The organism is Yoonia sp. SS1-5 (assembly GCF_038443705.2).
GTDB classification, from domain to species: domain Bacteria; phylum Pseudomonadota; class Alphaproteobacteria; order Rhodobacterales; family Rhodobacteraceae; genus Yoonia; species Yoonia rhodophyticola.
In genome coordinates, this window is the sequence record NZ_CP151767.2 from 2,748,926 (window position 1) to 2,764,077 (window position 15,152).

At 56.4% G+C, this 15,152-nt stretch carries 14 protein-coding genes and 2 pseudogenes; 10 read left to right on the forward strand and 6 right to left on the reverse strand.

What is annotated here, in order from left to right:
* Nucleotide 1: 1 nt before the first annotated feature.
* Nucleotides 2-907, reverse strand: coding sequence for a chlorophyll synthase ChlG (chlG, locus tag AABB31_RS15015; RefSeq protein WP_342077373.1), 906 nt, complete (start codon nt 905-907; stop codon nt 2-4).
* 229 nt (nt 908-1,136) lie between these two features.
* On the opposite strand from chlG, the gene AABB31_RS15020 reads away from it, so the two are divergent.
* From AABB31_RS15020 to AABB31_RS15055, 8 genes are all read left to right on the forward strand, one after another.
* Entirely contained in the window at nt 1,137-1,919 is a 783-nt protein-coding gene (locus AABB31_RS15020; protein WP_342077372.1) for a ThuA domain-containing protein, read from the forward strand.
* Nucleotides 1,916-2,965: a Gfo/Idh/MocA family oxidoreductase gene (locus AABB31_RS15025; RefSeq protein WP_342077371.1), complete on the forward strand. Its 1,050-nt coding sequence runs from the start codon at nt 1,916-1,918 to the stop codon at nt 2,963-2,965. Before AABB31_RS15020 ends, AABB31_RS15025 begins: the two co-directional genes overlap by 4 nt.
* A gap of 137 nt (nt 2,966-3,102) precedes the next feature.
* Entirely contained in the window at nt 3,103-3,480 is a 378-nt protein-coding gene (locus AABB31_RS15030; protein ID WP_342077370.1) for a hypothetical protein, read from the forward strand.
* A gap of 92 nt (nt 3,481-3,572) precedes the next feature.
* Complete coding sequence (locus AABB31_RS15035; protein WP_342077369.1) at nt 3,573-4,409, forward strand: flagellar motor protein MotB; 837 nt, start codon at nt 3,573-3,575, stop codon at nt 4,407-4,409.
* Nucleotides 4,410-4,509: 100 nt separating this feature from the next.
* On the forward strand, nt 4,510-5,838 hold the full coding sequence (locus AABB31_RS15040; RefSeq protein WP_342077368.1) for a flagellar hook-basal body complex protein: 1,329 nt from the start codon (nt 4,510-4,512) through the stop codon (nt 5,836-5,838).
* A 20-nt stretch (nt 5,839-5,858) separates the two neighbouring features.
* On the forward strand, nt 5,859-7,307 hold the full coding sequence (flgK, locus tag AABB31_RS15045; protein ID WP_342077367.1) for a flagellar hook-associated protein FlgK: 1,449 nt from the start codon (nt 5,859-5,861) through the stop codon (nt 7,305-7,307).
* 3 nt (nt 7,308-7,310) lie between these two features.
* Nucleotides 7,311-8,315 carry a flagellin gene (locus tag AABB31_RS15050; protein WP_342077366.1) on the forward strand — a complete coding sequence of 335 codons (1,005 nt, stop codon included), beginning with the start codon at nt 7,311-7,313 and terminating at the stop codon, nt 8,313-8,315.
* Complete coding sequence (locus AABB31_RS15055) at nt 8,315-9,421, forward strand: flagellar basal body P-ring protein FlgI (RefSeq protein WP_342077365.1); 1,107 nt, start codon at nt 8,315-8,317, stop codon at nt 9,419-9,421. Before AABB31_RS15050 ends, AABB31_RS15055 begins: the two co-directional genes overlap by 1 nt.
* 346 nt (nt 9,422-9,767) lie before the next feature.
* Here AABB31_RS15055 and AABB31_RS15060 read toward each other — a convergent pair.
* Nucleotides 9,768-10,903: pseudogene (locus tag AABB31_RS15060) on the reverse strand (IS3 family transposase).
* Between the two features lie 23 nt (nt 10,904-10,926).
* Between AABB31_RS15060 and AABB31_RS15065 the strand changes: the two are divergent.
* Nucleotides 10,927-11,351 (forward strand): annotated as a pseudogene (locus AABB31_RS15065) (IS5/IS1182 family transposase); the annotation flags it as partial.
* Between the two features lie 10 nt (nt 11,352-11,361).
* On the opposite strand, the gene fliP reads toward AABB31_RS15065, so the two are convergent.
* The 4 genes from fliP to fliF are packed head-to-tail and all read right to left on the reverse strand — an operon-like array spanning nt 11,362 to nt 14,546.
* Nucleotides 11,362-12,099 carry a flagellar type III secretion system pore protein FliP gene (fliP, locus tag AABB31_RS15070; RefSeq protein WP_342077364.1) on the reverse strand — a complete coding sequence of 246 codons (738 nt, stop codon included), beginning with the start codon at nt 12,097-12,099 and terminating at the stop codon, nt 11,362-11,364.
* A gap of 1 nt (nt 12,100) precedes the next feature.
* Nucleotides 12,101-12,394, reverse strand: coding sequence for a FliM/FliN family flagellar motor switch protein (locus AABB31_RS15075; protein WP_342077363.1), 294 nt, complete (start codon nt 12,392-12,394; stop codon nt 12,101-12,103).
* A complete protein-coding gene (locus AABB31_RS15080; protein WP_373634926.1) occupies nt 12,387-12,947 on the reverse strand; it encodes a hypothetical protein in 561 nt (186 codons plus the stop codon). The genes AABB31_RS15075 and AABB31_RS15080 overlap by 8 nt, the downstream gene beginning before the upstream one ends.
* Nucleotides 12,948-14,546, reverse strand: a complete 1,599-nt coding sequence (fliF, locus tag AABB31_RS15085; protein ID WP_373634927.1) for a flagellar basal-body MS-ring/collar protein FliF — start codon at nt 14,544-14,546, stop codon at nt 12,948-12,950.
* Between the two features lie 103 nt (nt 14,547-14,649).
* Between fliF and fliL the strand changes: the two genes are divergently transcribed.
* The gene (gene fliL, locus AABB31_RS15090; protein ID WP_342078814.1) at nt 14,650-15,144 is read left to right on the forward strand and encodes a flagellar basal body-associated FliL family protein; all 495 of its coding nucleotides are present in this window, start codon (nt 14,650-14,652) and stop codon (nt 15,142-15,144) included.
* The last annotated feature ends 8 nt before the right edge of the window (nt 15,145-15,152 follow it).

The following is a 15,152-nucleotide window of genomic DNA, read 5'->3' on the forward strand; positions in this document are numbered from 1 at the left end:
CTTAGCCTCCGATTGCGGTGGCGGCGATCATCATGCCGCTGATGTAGAAAAGAATGCCCATGCCCTGATACCAGGGTGTCTTGCCTTCGGGGTCGCGCAGAAGAACCCGCATAGCCCCTAACTGAACGGCCAGCATTGCCATCACGCCCAGCGCGTAGCCCGGATGTCCCCAATAGGTCAGCAGCCCGATCACAACCGCCTGCGGAACCGCCATGATCCAGCAGGCCAGCCGCGCCGCCCGCGCAGGCCCAAGCGTCACAGGCAGTGAACGCAGGCCCATGGCCCGATCACCTGCGACCGCCTTAAAATCATTCAGCGTCATGATCCCGTGCGCCCCTATGCCATAGAGAACAGCAATAATGATGACGTCTGCCTGCGGCGCACCCGCGCTGAGAATTGCCGCGCCGGTGATCCAGGGAAGCGTCTCGTATGCCAGTCCGCAAAGGCCGGGCCCCCAAAAGCCCGATTGCTTTGCCCGGATCGGTTCCGCCGAATAGGCCCACGCCGCCGCAACGGCCAGAATCGTCGCACCAAAGCCCCACGGCCCCAGTTGATATCCCAACAATAGCGACAATCCGGTCATCGCAAGTGCGATATACAGCCCCCATCGGCCCGGAATGCGTCCGGATGGAATCGGCCTGTCCGGTTCGTTGATCGCGTCCACATGCCGGTCGCACCAGTCATTGGCGGCTTGGCTCATGCCGCAGACGACTGGCCCGGCCAAGATCACCCCCAGAATGATCAATACCCAATGGCCAGAGGGGCTTACCCCAGATGACACGACGCCACATAAGTAGGCCCACATCGGCGGAAACCACGTGACCGGCTTGATCAGGCGCAGCGTTGCGCGCGGTTCCGGCCACCGCCGTGTCGTGGTCTCAATCTGTAAATCTGACGTGACACTCATAACGTCAGTCTAAAGTGACATGCCTCATCGGAGCAAGTGTAAAGGTAGCTTGACACTTTTGCGCCGCGTCGGTCGCCCAAATACGATCTGTCACGCCGTCGGATCTTGCCTGATGCCCCGCCTGCAGGCGGCCATGACGGCCTGCCGCTGGTTATTGATCGCAGATGACTTGCGTTTCTGCAGATTTCGCCGCAGGGTTTTCCAAAGCGCTTTGAGAAGAGGTAAAACCATGCCAATCCGTGCAGTTGTCTGGGGCGAGAACGTTCACGAACAGACGAATAAGACAGTATCCGATCTCTACCCCGACGGAATGCACGGCACTATCGCTGCCGCATTGCAAAGTGATGATGTCACCGCCACGACGGCAACGTTGCAGGACCCGGAACATGGGCTGACGGCCGAACGGCTTGCAGAAACTGACGTGCTGTTATGGTGGGGGCATGCGGCCCATGGGGATGTGTCGGACGCCGTTGCCGAAAGGGTGGTCGAGGCCGTCTGGTCCGGCATGGGTTTCATCGCCCTGCATTCGGCCCATTTCGCCAAACCCTTCAAACGGCTGATGGGAAGCGCCTGCAACCTCACCTGGCGCGAAGCCGGTGAGCGCGAGCGGCTGTGGGTGACATCCCGCAACCATCCGATTGCCGCGGGGCTTCCTGATCATTTCACACTTGAGAATGAGGAAATGTATGGCGAGCCCTTTGGCGTCCCTGAACCGCTGGAAACCGTCTTTATCAGTTGGTTTCAAGGGGGCGAGGTATTCCGGTCCGGCCTGACATATAAACGTGGGGCCGGGAATGTTTTCTACTTCCGCCCGGGCCACGAAACCTATCCGACCTATCACGACCCCAATGTCCAGCGCGTGCTGCAGAACGCGGTGCGCTGGGCCTATAACCCCGCCCGCCGTGTTGTCGGGGTGAATGACGCCCCGAATGTGCCGGTTGATCAGGCACTCGAGCCCATTCAGGAACGCGGTCCCCGGCTTCATCAGGATGGCGAGGAGGGTTTTCGATGATCCGCGTCATCATTGTCGGCACCGGCAGCATGGCCCGAGAGCATGTGGCCGCCTATTCCAAAATACCGGATGTTCAGGTCGTCGGTGGCGTCGACCCGAATGCCGAGGCGCTTGCCGCATTCTGCGCCACGCACGATATCCCCAACGCGTTTAATTCGGTCGAAGCTGCCGTGGAATGGGGTGGATTTGATGCGGCATCCAATGTGACCCCTGATCAAATTCACCATCGGACGACGCTACCGCTGTTGGCCGCGGGTAAACATGTTCTGTGCGAGAAACCGCTTGCAAGCAATCAGACCGATGCCGCCGAAATGGCCAATGCCGCCGCCAAAGCCGGCGTGATCAATATGGTCAATCTCAGCTATCGTAACGTGCCTGCGCTGGAGGAGGCCGCCAAACTGGTCGCCGCAGGCGAGATTGGCGGGGTGCGCCACTTCGAGGCCTCATATCTGCAAAGCTGGCTGACCCAATCGCTGTGGGGTGATTGGCGGGAAGAGGCCCAGTGGCTGTGGCGGCTGTCATCGGCCCACGGCTCTATGGGCGTTCTGGGGGATGTAGGCGTTCATATTCTTGACTATGTCTGCCATGCCATCGGAGCGAATGCAGATCATGTATCCTGTCGGTTAAAGACATTCCCCAAGGCCCCCGGCGACAAGATTGCGGACTATGCCTTGGATGCCAATGACAGCATGGCCATGCATCTGACCCTTGCGAACGGGGCGATGGGTGTCATCCATGCCAGCCGATTTGCCAGCGGGCATATCAATGACCTCAGCCTTCGCATTTACGGGACACTTGGTGGGCTGGATGTGCAATTTATCAACTTCGAAAGCAGCCTGAAGATCGCAAAGGGTAAGGATTTGCAGACCGGCACGTGGCGCCCGGTCGCTGCCCCCGATATCCCATCAAACTATGTCAGGTTTCTTGATGCCATCCGCGCGGGTAAACCCGTTCAACCCGATTTTGCACATGGCGCAACCTTGCAACGTGTCCTTGATTTGGCGGTGTTGTCCAGTCAGCGCAACTGCGCTGATCAGTCTATTTAAACGCGGTTTTTGGCATCAACACAGCCTCAAAACACAGCATATCCGGGTGTCGGCGCCAAAATAAGGACTGAGATTAGCCATATTATTTTGTGTTTTTGGTGCTAGGCATGCATCGTTCTTGCACCGGATAGCAGTTGATGGCCGAAATACTAGTCCCACTCCAACCCGTCGAGTTGGTGGAGCGTTTGCAACATCAGCGCGTGGTCCTGGCCTTTCTGGACGAACCGCTTGCGCGGGCTGCACAGGCTGCCCGGGTCGAGGTATTGCAACGGATCGCCGACCGGATTTTGCCTGATGATCCTGCGCAAATGACGCTTTGGGACGCTCTCTTTGACGTGCTGACTGAATTGCACACGCTTGAACACGAGATCCGCAGTTTTGAGCAACAGGGCGATTTTGGCACCGCATATGTTGCGTTGACCCAGTCTTATATGGCCGCCCGCGCCACGCGTGCCCAACTCAGGATCGACATTGCAGCGGGCCTGGCCCTGATCGTTGGATCGGATGATCACTGATTACCGCCGCATTTGCATTGAATTGTTACTTTAAGGGCGTTTTCACACCCTCCCTCTACCTCTGCCAGCGGGGTGAAATTCGAGGGTAGATCATGAGCGGTACATCAAACGCACCGACAATCATCAAACGCAAGAAAGTGGTCGGCGGTGGCGGCCATCATGGTGGCGCCTGGAAAGTCGCCTATGCCGATTTTGTAACGGCGATGATGGCCTTCTTCATGTTGATGTGGTTGCTGAACGCCACAACAGAACAGCAGCGCAAAGGGATCGCGGATTATTTTTCGCCAACAATTCCGATCAGCCGGGTTTCCGGCGGTGGGTCCGGCGCTTTTGGTGGCAATAACATCTTTACCGAAGACAGCCTCGCCAGAAGCGGGACGGGCATCAACCAACCCACGATCGGCCAGAACCCCTTGCGGACGGAAAGTGATGATGAGGGCGACGCCGCCGAAGCCGCGCAGGTCGCGTCACTGCAAAACATCGAGGATATCCTTTTGGGGCAGGGCGGCGAAAGCATGGTTTCGGACCTTGCGCTTCGGCATATTGTCACCCGCCTGACAGATGAGGGTCTGGTGATCGAGATATTCGACCGCCCTGACGTGAAACTGTTTGAAGCGGACGGCGTGACCCCACGCCCGGTTGCGACACAGATCGGCCTGATGCTGGGCCGCCTCTTTCAAAGCGTCACCAACCCGGTTGCGATCAAGGGACATCTTTCTGCTGAAACTGTCTTGCGGGTGGACCGGCCTGTCTGGGATCAATCCATCGGTCGCGCCACGCAGATGCGACTGCTGCTTGAAGAAGGCGGTTTGCCGTCAAGGCGCATCGTGCGCCTGACCGGTGCCGGTGATCGGCATCCGGTGGTCACCGATCCGACGGCACCCCGCAACAGCCGGGTCGAGATCGTTTTGCTGCGTTCCGACCGTTGAGATTATTTGAAGCGCATTTGAGATATTAGGGGGACATTAAGTAAGGGCGTTTAGGCAGGTGAGGACTTTGCAAGTCATCCCAGGTGCAGAAAGGCTCAGAATGACGATTTCCTCCTCTTTGAATGCCAGCGTTGCCGGTTTGGCGGCCAATGCGTCCCGCTTGGCCACGATTTCGGACAATATCTCGAATTCATCGACCTTCGGCTACAAACGTGCCGTGACGGATTTTGAATCCATGGTGATCGAAAGCGGGCGAGGGACCTATTCTGCCGGCGGTGTCCGAACCACGACAACCCGTCTCATTGATGAACGCGGGGCATTGGTTTCAACCACAAACCCCACTGATCTGGCGGTACGCGGTCGGGGCATGTTGCCGGTGACTTCCGAGACATCGGTGGCTGTGGATAATGGCGACAACCCATTGTTCCTGACAACAACCGGATCGTTCCGGCCTGATGCACAAGGATATTTGCGCACACCGGGCGGGTTGGTCCTGATGGGCGTTCCAGCGGCGGCAGATGGTACCATTCCAAACTATCCGCGTGATTCCATCGACGGGTTGGTTCCCGTCCAGATCAACGCCAACCAATTCGCGGGTGAGGCAACGACACGGGTCGACCTGTCTGTAAACCTCCCTGCAACCGCGACGCGGGAGGACTCAGATGGTGACACCGAAACCTTGTCGGTCGAGTATTTTGACAATCTCGGCGCGTCATCCAATCTCGATTTCACATTCACTCCAACAGTTCCGGCCAACGGGTCATCCAACCAATGGACGATGGAAATCCGGGACAGCGAGACTGACGTGGATGCTGACGGGATCGGTGATGTTGTCGGTGAGTATATCCTGCAATTCGATGATAGCCGCGGTGGGGGCGGAACGCTTCTGAGCGTGGCAAATACGGCCGCAGCTGTTGGTGACCCTTATGACCCGGCGACGGGGACAATGGTCATCAACGTTGATGGCGGGCCCATGGAAATCAATATCGGACAACTGGGCAGTTCGATTGGTTTGACGCAATTGTCCGACGCCTTCGCACCGGTCTCGATTTCGAAGAACGGAACACCCGTCGGCAGTCTGACTTCGGTAGAGGTCGATCAAAACGGCTTTGTCCGCGCATCATTTGATATCGGCATCAACCGGGTCCTCTATCAAATCCCGCTGGTCGATGTTCCCAACGTGAACGGGTTGGAAACACTCGACAAGCAAAGCTTTCGGGTGACGCCTGACAGCGGAACATTCTTCTTGTGGGATGCGGGCGACGGGCCGACCGGTGACATCGTGAGTTACGCGCGCGAAGAATCTGCAACCGACGTAGCGGGCGAATTGACAGAACTGATCCAGACGCAGCGCGCATATTCGTCGAATGCCAAGGTGATCCAGACAGTGGATGAGATGTTGCAGGAAACCACCAACATCAAGCGCTAAGTAGAAAAGGGGTCTAGGTGATGAGCATTTCAGGCGCACTCAGCAATGCATTGTCCGGTCTCGCGACAACATCGCGCATGGCTGACATTGTCTCATCGAACCTGTCGAACGCGTTAACCGATGGTTATGGTCGGCGGCAGGCAGAGCTTGCATCCTCACAACTTGGCGGTGCCGGTGGTGGGGTGCGCATTGAAGGTATCACCAGATTTGTGGACGCGGGACTACTGGCTGATCGCAGACTGGCGGATGCTGCGCTGACCGGGCAGGAACGCGGGGCCAGTACCCTTAACCGTCTGGAGCAGAGCATTGGTGGACCAGAAGATGCGGCCAATCTGGGTATGCGACTTGCCGCATTCGAGCGGGCCCTGATCAGTGCAGCAAGCGACCCGGCGTCCGAAACACGGCTGGCATCCGCTGTTACGCGCCTTGGTGACGTGGCCGAGACCCTACGTGAAAATACCAGGGCTGTTCAGACCCTGCGGCAAGAGGCTGATGCCAGCATCGCGCGGGATATTGATGTGTTAAATACCGCCTTGCTTCAGGTTGAAGGGCTCAATCGCGATATCGTTCGCTTGAACGCCACGGGGACCGATACAAGCTCACTTGTTGACGCACGCCAACGTGTGATTGACCAAATCGCCGAGATTGTCCCTGTTCGCGAAATGACCCGAGATAACGGGACGGTCGGCTTGTTAACGACCTCTGGAACCACGTTGCTGGATAGCAAAGCGGCGCAGTTTAGCTTTGACCAAACGCCAACGATCACGGCCGACATGACCTTTGCGTCCGGCGCTTTGTCGGGCATCATGATTGATGGCGAGCCGATCAGCCCGACAAACGGGATCGGACGACTGGACGGTGGGTCACTTGGTGCTGCATTCTCTATGCGGGATGCGACGCTTGTCGAAACCCAGGTGGGTCTGGATGAAATTGCAGCCGATCTCGTCGCACGGTTTCAGGATCCCGCCAACGATTCCACAATCATTGCAGGTGATCCCGGCCTGCTGACCGACGAAGGTGGCGCGCTTGATCTGGCCGATCTTGACGGCCTTGCAGGTCGCATCAGCCTGAATGCTGCAATTGACCCGTTTCAGGGCGGGAATGCCACGCTGATCCGTGATGGCTTGGGTGCGGTTGCTGCAGGACCGACAGGGGACCCTGGCCAACTCAACAACTGGATCGCGGCACTTGGTGCGGCACGGGCCGACACGCCAAACAGCGCCAGCAGAAGTGCTGCAGGTCGCATGGCTGACTTTACCGCACAGGTCGGGTCAACGCGTTTACGCGCGGAAGAGCAACTAAGCTTTACAACCGCCAGATGGGACACCTTGCGCGAAGCCGAACTTGCAAATGGTGTTGATACTGATGTCGAACTGCAAAATCTGCTCCGCATCGAGCAGGCTTATGCCGCAAATGCCAAAGTTATCCAGACTGTTGATTTCATGATGCAACGCTTGATGGAGCTCTAATTTATGCCGGTAACTTCCGTGGGCGATATGGCCCAACAATTTGTTTCCATGCGTAACGGTGGCCGGATCAAAACCGACCTATCGCAGCTCGCGCAAAGTCTCTCGACCGGCCGGGTTACCGATGTGACGGCCACGCTCGGTGGGGAAACAGCGCGTTTGAGTGGCATCAACTACACGCTTAATCAGTTGGAAAGCTACGAGCAGGTTAGTAAAGAAACCACACAAACCTTGTCGGGAATTCAGACTATTCTGAGCCAGGTGAACAGTCTGCGTGCGCAAACTAGCGAGCAATTGCTTCTTCTCAGCGACGAAAGCAATCCATCCCAAATCGACGAAGCTGGGCGGGCATCCCGAGAGACATTCAATCAAATGATTGCAACATTGAATACGCGGGTCGCGGATCGTTCACTGCTGAGTGGTAGCGCCGTCGAAGCGCAGGCTTTGGCAGATGGCGATGACATGATCGCGGACATGATCGCCACATTGGGCGGTGCCACGACGTCAGACGACATTTTGCAGGGCATTGATACCTGGTTTGACGACCCCGCTGGCGGCTTTGAAACGATGGGCTATCTTGGTGATCGCGGCCCTGATCCAGAAAAGCGGCTGTCTGATACCAAGTCTCTGGTCATCGATGCACGCGCCAACGACGCAGAAATCATAAACCTGTTGAAAGCCGCCGCAGTTGCGGCAATTGCCGATGAACTGCCAACCATCGACCTGCAAACAAAGTCCACCTTGCTGCAATCGGCAGGTCGCAGCCTCTTTGCAGCGGCAGATGGAATGGTAGATGTACAGGCACGTATCGGATTTTCAGAAGCAAATATCGCGAGATGGGCTGCCGAACTGAATGCTGAGAAGACGGCACTGCAGATTGCAAAAAACGATATGATATCTGCCGATCCGTTTGATACGGCTTCGCGTTTGCAAAGTGCGCAACTGCAGCTTGAAACCCACTACAGTGTAACAGCCAGAATGTCGCGAATTAGCCTGTTGGATTATATTTGATGTCCCATATAAAAGCCTTCGTCCTGACACTCATATTATTGTTTCCAGGTTTTGCGCAGGCGACCCCAATTCGCATCAAAGACCTTGTGGAGTTTGACGGCGTGAGATCCAATGATCTCGTTGGTTATGGCTTGGTTGTCGGACTTAACGGTACCGGCGACGGGCTTCGGAACGCACCTTTTACCGAGGAAATGTTAAGTAACATTTTGGAGCGCTTGGGCGTCAACGTCACTGGCGAACAATTCCGGCCAAAGAACGTTGCGGCGGTGCTGGTAACTGCGAGTCTTCCTCCGTTTTCCAGGGCTGGCAGCCCTTTAGATGTGACGGTCTCCGCGATTGGTGATGCAAACAGCCTGCTTGGTGGAACATTGATCATGACCCCGCTTAATGCAGCGGACGGTGACATATACGCCGTCGCGCAAGGAACGATAATTGCCGGTGGTGCGTCAGCAACGGGCGATGCCGCTGCCGTAGTGCAAGGTGTTCCAACCGCAGGCGTTATTCCATCGGGTGCAACAATCGAGCGCGAGGTGGACTTCGACTTTACAGAGATGCGCACGTTGAGGTTGGCACTTAGAACACCGGACTTCACCACTGCCGGGCGTATCGAGCAGGCCATCAACCAGAACTTTGACCGAGTTGTTGCCGTTATGCTTGATGCTGGCACAGTTGAGCTGGACATCGTGGCGACCCGTATGGCGTCACCAGCTCATGCGCTGGGCCGCATCGAGAACATACTTGTGGAACCCGAGCGACGTGCCCGGGTTGTTGTGGATCAACGCTCTGGTACAATCGTTATGGGTGAAGATGTGCGCATTAGCCGGGTCGCCGTCAGCCAAGGCAACCTGACACTCAGGATTCAGGAAACACCTCTGGTTGCCCAGCCAAATCCATTCGCGCCAGGTGAAACAGTGGTTGTTCCAAGAACCAATGCATCGATCACTGATGAACCGGGTATTGGCTTGGCCGAATTGCCGGACGGTACATCGTTGAGCGAGGTCGTTGCAGGTCTTAATGCACTTGGCGTTTCACCTCGCGATATGATTGATATACTGAAAAGTATCAAAGCAAGTGGCGCGTTGCATGCTGAATTTGTCGTTCGGTAGTTTCTAGACGACATAGCCGGGTCGAACTGCTTATGAGTTGCCAGCTGCTCCAATTCCTGACCAAGATTGAGCAAAATAAGCAAGACAACGATCAAGCATTCACTGGAGGGGCGAGAGCGGGCCGTTCGCATGAATTTAGACATGTCCGGGCTGCATGAGCACCGCTGAATCAATTGTCGGAAAGGTGGACCTGTGACGGGCGTATTCTGCTCCTTTGACTTGGCATTATGTCACAATGGAGAGCCGTTATGGCACAGAAACCAACGCCAAAATTCCTCGCCACGGTAGTTTGGGTAGTAGTGACCCGCTGCCTGCGGCGTGGGCAAGTTCAATAGTCCCTAGTTTCCTAGACAGCCTCCCGGATCGCTTGGCCCTGCCTGTTTTCGAAGTCGACAGGCGACGACATGCCGTGTCCGACATGTTTACGTTTTGGCTTATACGGCATTTCGATGTAGTCGAAGATGTCCTTGCCTCGCTTGCTTCGGCGTTCTGTACATGTGGGGGCGACTACGTTCGCGTTTGAGCAGGTTGATGAGGCTTTCTGGCAGTCCATTTTCGCCATTCATCCGAGGACAATGGACATGCGCGTTACTATGACAATTTCTGCGCCTGTTCATTGAATCATCAACGCTGTGAGTCCAAAGAAATGCCGTCCAATCCTTGCTCGTTTATTGGGAACCCCGATCCGTGTAGATTAAGAAAGGGTGCTTTGGTTTGCGCCGCCAGACAGCCATTGTTAGCGCCTGCAGGACAAGGTCAGTTGGCTGGCGTGACCGCGTGGCCTAGCCAATCACACGACTTCAGTACAGGTCGCTGACAACAGCCAGATACAAGAACCCCAGAGAGATCTTGATGCAGGCCATGTCAGATACTTAAGCCGTGTCTGGCGCAACCGCATCGAACTGCCGATCCAGTTAATTGCCAACGATGACGGAAGGCCTACCGCCATAGCTGCCGGGTATGCGTTTATGGCCGATTTGGGCGCGGATATCTGCCAGACGGGCCAATCTCGCGATACGGTTTGGGCAACTTGCCTCGCCCTGTTCGATGAGGTCGTCATGCTTTTTGCGACATCCATAGACTTTGCTGCCGTCTTTCTATGCATCTTTGAGCAAAGTGGTCGAGCGGGCATCCTCATGCGCGCGCTGGCTTAACCTGTTTGTAACCCATGCAGAAAACCCGCTGGGATGAATGTTGAGTCAACGGCACATCCGACATACCAAAAACTGTGGGTGGCGCTCGGCGACAAACGCGTCCTCCACCTTGCATCCTTTGCGAAGTACGCGGCTGCCTTTTTTGGATATCGCGCTCCTGTGTTATCCGGACCATCTCACGATTGAGCCTGCGGTTCTCGGCTTCATGGTCCGCAGGTGATACCTGTGACGCGGCCTTGGCTTACAACTTCATCTATCTGTATTGCGCGTAGGCGCTGACGCCTAACCGCTCTGAAACGTTCCGAACCGGATATTCAGGTACCGCGATCCTCCTCTCATCGAAACTGCGTTTCGACTGGGGCCGCGGACGCCGCCTGGTTGAAGGCCCACCACACCGCGACCAGCATATGCGTGAAAAAGGGGGGCGTCGGCTGAACCTGTTCGTCACTGCTGGCCAGGTCAGCGCCGACATTAGCGCCCAGGCATTGCTGCGCAGTATTCTGGATGTGGACCGGCTGCTGGGTGACCGCGGCGATGACTCGGATTGGGTTCGAGAAGCGTTGGAAAACAAAGGGATACGACCCTGCACCCCCGGACGAAAGAAATGCAGGCCCACCGTGAAGTACGCCAAGCGTCGGTACAAGAGGCGTAACAGCATCAAAATCATGTTCGACAGGCCCAAGGACTGGCGACGCGTCACAACCCGCTATGGTCGCTGCCCCAAGGTTTTCCCTGCAGCTATCGCACGCGCTTCAATCGTCAGCTGGAGGCTATGAGCCCTGCCCCTTAGAGGGTAGTGCCATAGCCGCGGACCAGACTTGACGCAATTAGCCCCCAGCCATCAGCAACCACAAAGAATGCCAACTTAAACGGCAGTGACACGATTGCCGGCGGAACCATCATCATCCCCATTGACATCAAAACAGCTGCGACGACGAGATCAATGATCAGGAACGGTATGAAAATAAGAAAACCGACCTGAAACGCGCGTTCCATCTCACTTAACAGGAATGACGGTACCAAAACGGAAAGTGGCGCGTCGCTAATAGTACTGGCGGCGCTTACATCTGGGCGCAAGTCCGCCAAGGCGGCAAAGGTGTCGGCCGCAATCCGGCCCGACATGAACGTGCGCAGCGGCTCCATCGTGCGCAGAAAGCCCTCCTCGATTTCTATGCTTCCCGCCAGCAGGGGATCTATGCCGGCCTGCCAGGCTTCGATAAAGACCGGCTCCATCACGAAATAAGTCAGGAATAGTGCCAAGCTGACCATCAGCATATTCGGCGGCGATTGTTGCAACCCGATTGCTTGACGCAAAATTGCAAAGACGGTCACGATGAAGGGGAAACACGTCACCATGATCGCGATACCCGGCACCAAGCTGAGAACTGTGATCAGTACAAGCAGCTGTATCGACCGGGTTGCGAGTGATCCATCATCGCCAAGCGTTATGGACACTTCTTGGCCAAATGCGGGTGAGACCCCGACAAGCAGAAGCACCGATGCAGCGAATGCAAGCGCCCGCATTTTAGTCGAGATCGCCTTTATCGGTCACAACTTCCGTCAAGCGGACAGCAAGTTGCCCGTGCTCGCCACCTTCAAGCTCCTGTAATTCCCCACGCGCGATCAGCCGATCACCGACGAATAGCTCAACTGGATCCTCAATGCGCTTGTCCAATGGTAGGACGGCGTGTTCGCCCAGGCTCAGCAGATCACGCACGAGAGGGCGTGCTTTTCCCACAGTTACCGATATTTCAATCGGAATGCGTTGAAGTGGGTGAGTGTCGTCGACACCACTCGGCCCGGCAGATGCATTATCCATGCTCAATGGTCCTTTCGAATTCCGTCTCTATCGCGCCAAGCATCTTGTCGATCTCTGCAGTGATCGAACTTAAGTCAAACAGACACTCAGCATCGTCCCTGCCGATCCATGCGGTCAGCGCCGGCAACGATACGTCTGGTTTCACATCGACCTGGATGGGCAAGCCGGACAGGGCGGCCAAGACCGCCTCATATTGGTCGGTGCTGACATGGACCGATAGTGGCTTTCCAATTTCGGCCGCCGCGCCATTGGACAGGGTATTTGCAAGCTGACTGGCAAAACCGGCGTCAACACAATGCGGTAGGATCTTTTCGCTGAGTGCCTGAAAGAGCGGGCGCAAGGATCGCAATAGTTGGCTGCTTGCTTCGGCATAGGTGAATTCCGCGTCGGATACGGACTGAACAAATGAACTGGCAAGCGCTGCGCTATCGGCTTCGGCCTCTGCTCGTCCTGCCGCCAATCCTTCCGCGTAGCCCGCAGCATAATCTTCATTGGGGCCAGTTTCGACCACAAGCGCTTTCTCGAACGATTCTAGTGATAGTACCTGTGCCATTTATGCGCGTTCCTTTGCAGCGGGGTCTTCGATCCAATCCTGTAGGATCTGAATGGTTTCTTCCTCGCGGTCCGCAATCATATTTCGCAGGCGCGAGACAGGGTCCTCGTCGGGCGAGGCAATCATCCCGACATCACCTCCCATGAAGTCGCCCATTGTGTCGTCACTGATCGCCATCGTCATCGGTGGCACGACATCGTCGGCCTCAGACAAGTCGCCTGATGACTCAATCAGCTGCTGCGACGACATCTGTGTCAAAATCGGACGCACGACGAATAGGCCGAGTATCAGGGATACCAGCGCCAGAACCCCGATTTGGATAAGCCGCATAATATCCAGCGGTACCCGTGCAGACGATGCCAACGCTTCGGTGCCGAGCACGGAAGCAGGCTCAAACGACATTGATTTCAGTGTGATAATGTCGCCGCGCGCCGCATCAATGCCGACGGCAGATGCCACGAGATCTCGCAATGCATCGAGTTCCTCTTCGCTGCGCGCTGTTGTTGTGGCGTTGCCGTCTGGGCCTACGACAGAAGCCTCATTTACCAGCACAGCAACGGTAAGCCGCTTGACTGCCCCGGCGGCGCGCACCAATTGACGTTCTGTCTGCGATACTTCGTAATTTGTCAGTGCGCGGCTCTCGCTGTTTTCGTTCGTGGATCGCCCGTTTTCACCGCCCGCATCCCCATCCGGCAGGTTGGATGCGACAGTGACATTTCCGTTTCGACTATCGGATGATGTGCCGGCTGTTTCGGTAACGTCCGTACTGATCGCAACGCGGCTGTCCGGATCAACTCTGCGCTCGATAATCGACTCCGTCTCTGTGACGGTGTCGATGCTCACCTCGACCAGCGCATTGCCCGGACCGACCCGGGCGGCAAGCAGTCTTTCCGCACGCTGCTTGAGCTCACGCGCTCTTTCATCGCCATTCGTCGCCGCGATGCTGTCACCGCTTTCGGACAGCAGGCCACCATCGCCGTCGATAATTGCGACCGCTTCTGGCGCAAGGCCAGGAACGGCTGATCCAACCAGATACTGCAGTGCCTTGACCTGCTGGGCGGACAAACTGCCGGCACCGCTTGAGACTGTCACCGCTGCGGTGGCGACATGGTCCCGCTGAAACGGTCGATTTGCCGGCACCGAGATATGAACCCGCGCCGAACGAATGTGAGGGCTGGCGACAATTGTGCGCGCCAATTCACCTTCTCGCGCACGCCAATAGGCGGCGTCGAACATTTGCGAGGTGGTGCTGAAACCCGACAATTCATCGAGAATCTCGTATCCTTGATTCCCGTTGGCGGGCAAGCCATTGCCTGCCAACGACATCCGAACGCTGTCACGATCCGCGGTCGGTACATAGATTGCAGCGCCTCGCACCTCGTAAGGGACACCACTTTGATCAAGAGCGGTAATTACATCCCCTGCTGCACCTGCTTCCAACCCCCCGAACAGCAGCGACATATCTTTGTCACCTGCGCCCCGCGCCAAGAATAAAACGGCTGCAAACATGGCCAGTGTTGCAATGACCACCATCAGTCGACGGCGTCCATCCAAAGACGACCAAACAGAATTAAGACTTTGCAATTGGTTCTCCACCATTTTGGCATTCTGCCGAATAGGTCCGTTGTGAACGATTAGGATTAACAATCGGTTAGGGCTTGCCGGGTATTGAATGAAGAAATCTCAGGCCAGCGAGGGCATCATGGCAGACGAGGCCGCATCCGAAGACGACCCGCCCAAGAAAGGGTCAAAGAAACCTATTCTGATTGGTTTAGTCCTGGCGGTTGCTGGCGGTGGTGGCGGTTTTTTCGCCGCGCAGTCGGGCGCATTGGACAGTATAACGGGGGCAGAGCCGAAGGGTGAGCAAGCCGCAGAGGCTAAATCATCGGCCGCGCCGGAAATAGCGTTTGTCGCGATCGACCCGTTGGTTATTTCGTTGCCCGGATCGGGTGGTCGCAGTCACCTGCGATTTGCAGCCCAACTGGAAGTACCCCCTGCCTATGTCACAGAAGTAGAAGCAATAAAGCCCAGGGTTGTCGATGTGCTCAACAGCTATTTGCGCGCCGTGGAATTGGCCGAACTGGAAGATCCGGCGATCCTGATCCGGCTGCGCGGGCAAATGCTGCGCCGGGTCCAGATTGTTGCCGGTGAAGGTCGGGTGAATGACTTACTGATCATGGAATTTGTATTGAGCTAGGAGTGGCA

Coding starts and splice junctions, on each gene's coding strand:
- chlG (WP_342077373.1), bottom strand. CDS start 907: ATGAGTGTCACGTCAGATTTACAGATTGAGACCACGACACGGCGGTGG.
- AABB31_RS15020 (WP_342077372.1), top strand. CDS start 1,137: ATGCCAATCCGTGCAGTTGTCTGGGGCGAGAACGTTCACGAACAGACG.
- AABB31_RS15025 (WP_342077371.1), top strand. CDS start 1,916: ATGATCCGCGTCATCATTGTCGGCACCGGCAGCATGGCCCGAGAGCAT.
- AABB31_RS15030 (WP_342077370.1), top strand. CDS start 3,103: ATGGCCGAAATACTAGTCCCACTCCAACCCGTCGAGTTGGTGGAGCGT.
- AABB31_RS15035 (WP_342077369.1), top strand. CDS start 3,573: ATGAGCGGTACATCAAACGCACCGACAATCATCAAACGCAAGAAAGTG.
- AABB31_RS15040 (WP_342077368.1), top strand. CDS start 4,510: ATGACGATTTCCTCCTCTTTGAATGCCAGCGTTGCCGGTTTGGCGGCC.
- flgK (WP_342077367.1), top strand. CDS start 5,859: ATGAGCATTTCAGGCGCACTCAGCAATGCATTGTCCGGTCTCGCGACA.
- AABB31_RS15050 (WP_342077366.1), top strand. CDS start 7,311: ATGCCGGTAACTTCCGTGGGCGATATGGCCCAACAATTTGTTTCCATG.
- AABB31_RS15055 (WP_342077365.1), top strand. CDS start 8,315: ATGTCCCATATAAAAGCCTTCGTCCTGACACTCATATTATTGTTTCCA.
- fliP (WP_342077364.1), bottom strand. CDS start 12,099: ATGCGGGCGCTTGCATTCGCTGCATCGGTGCTTCTGCTTGTCGGGGTC.
- AABB31_RS15075 (WP_342077363.1), bottom strand. CDS start 12,394: ATGGATAATGCATCTGCCGGGCCGAGTGGTGTCGACGACACTCACCCA.
- AABB31_RS15080 (WP_373634926.1), bottom strand. CDS start 12,947: ATGGCACAGGTACTATCACTAGAATCGTTCGAGAAAGCGCTTGTGGTC.
- fliF (WP_373634927.1), bottom strand. CDS start 14,546: ATGGTGGAGAACCAATTGCAAAGTCTTAATTCTGTTTGGTCGTCTTTG.
- fliL (WP_342078814.1), top strand. CDS start 14,650: ATGGCAGACGAGGCCGCATCCGAAGACGACCCGCCCAAGAAAGGGTCA.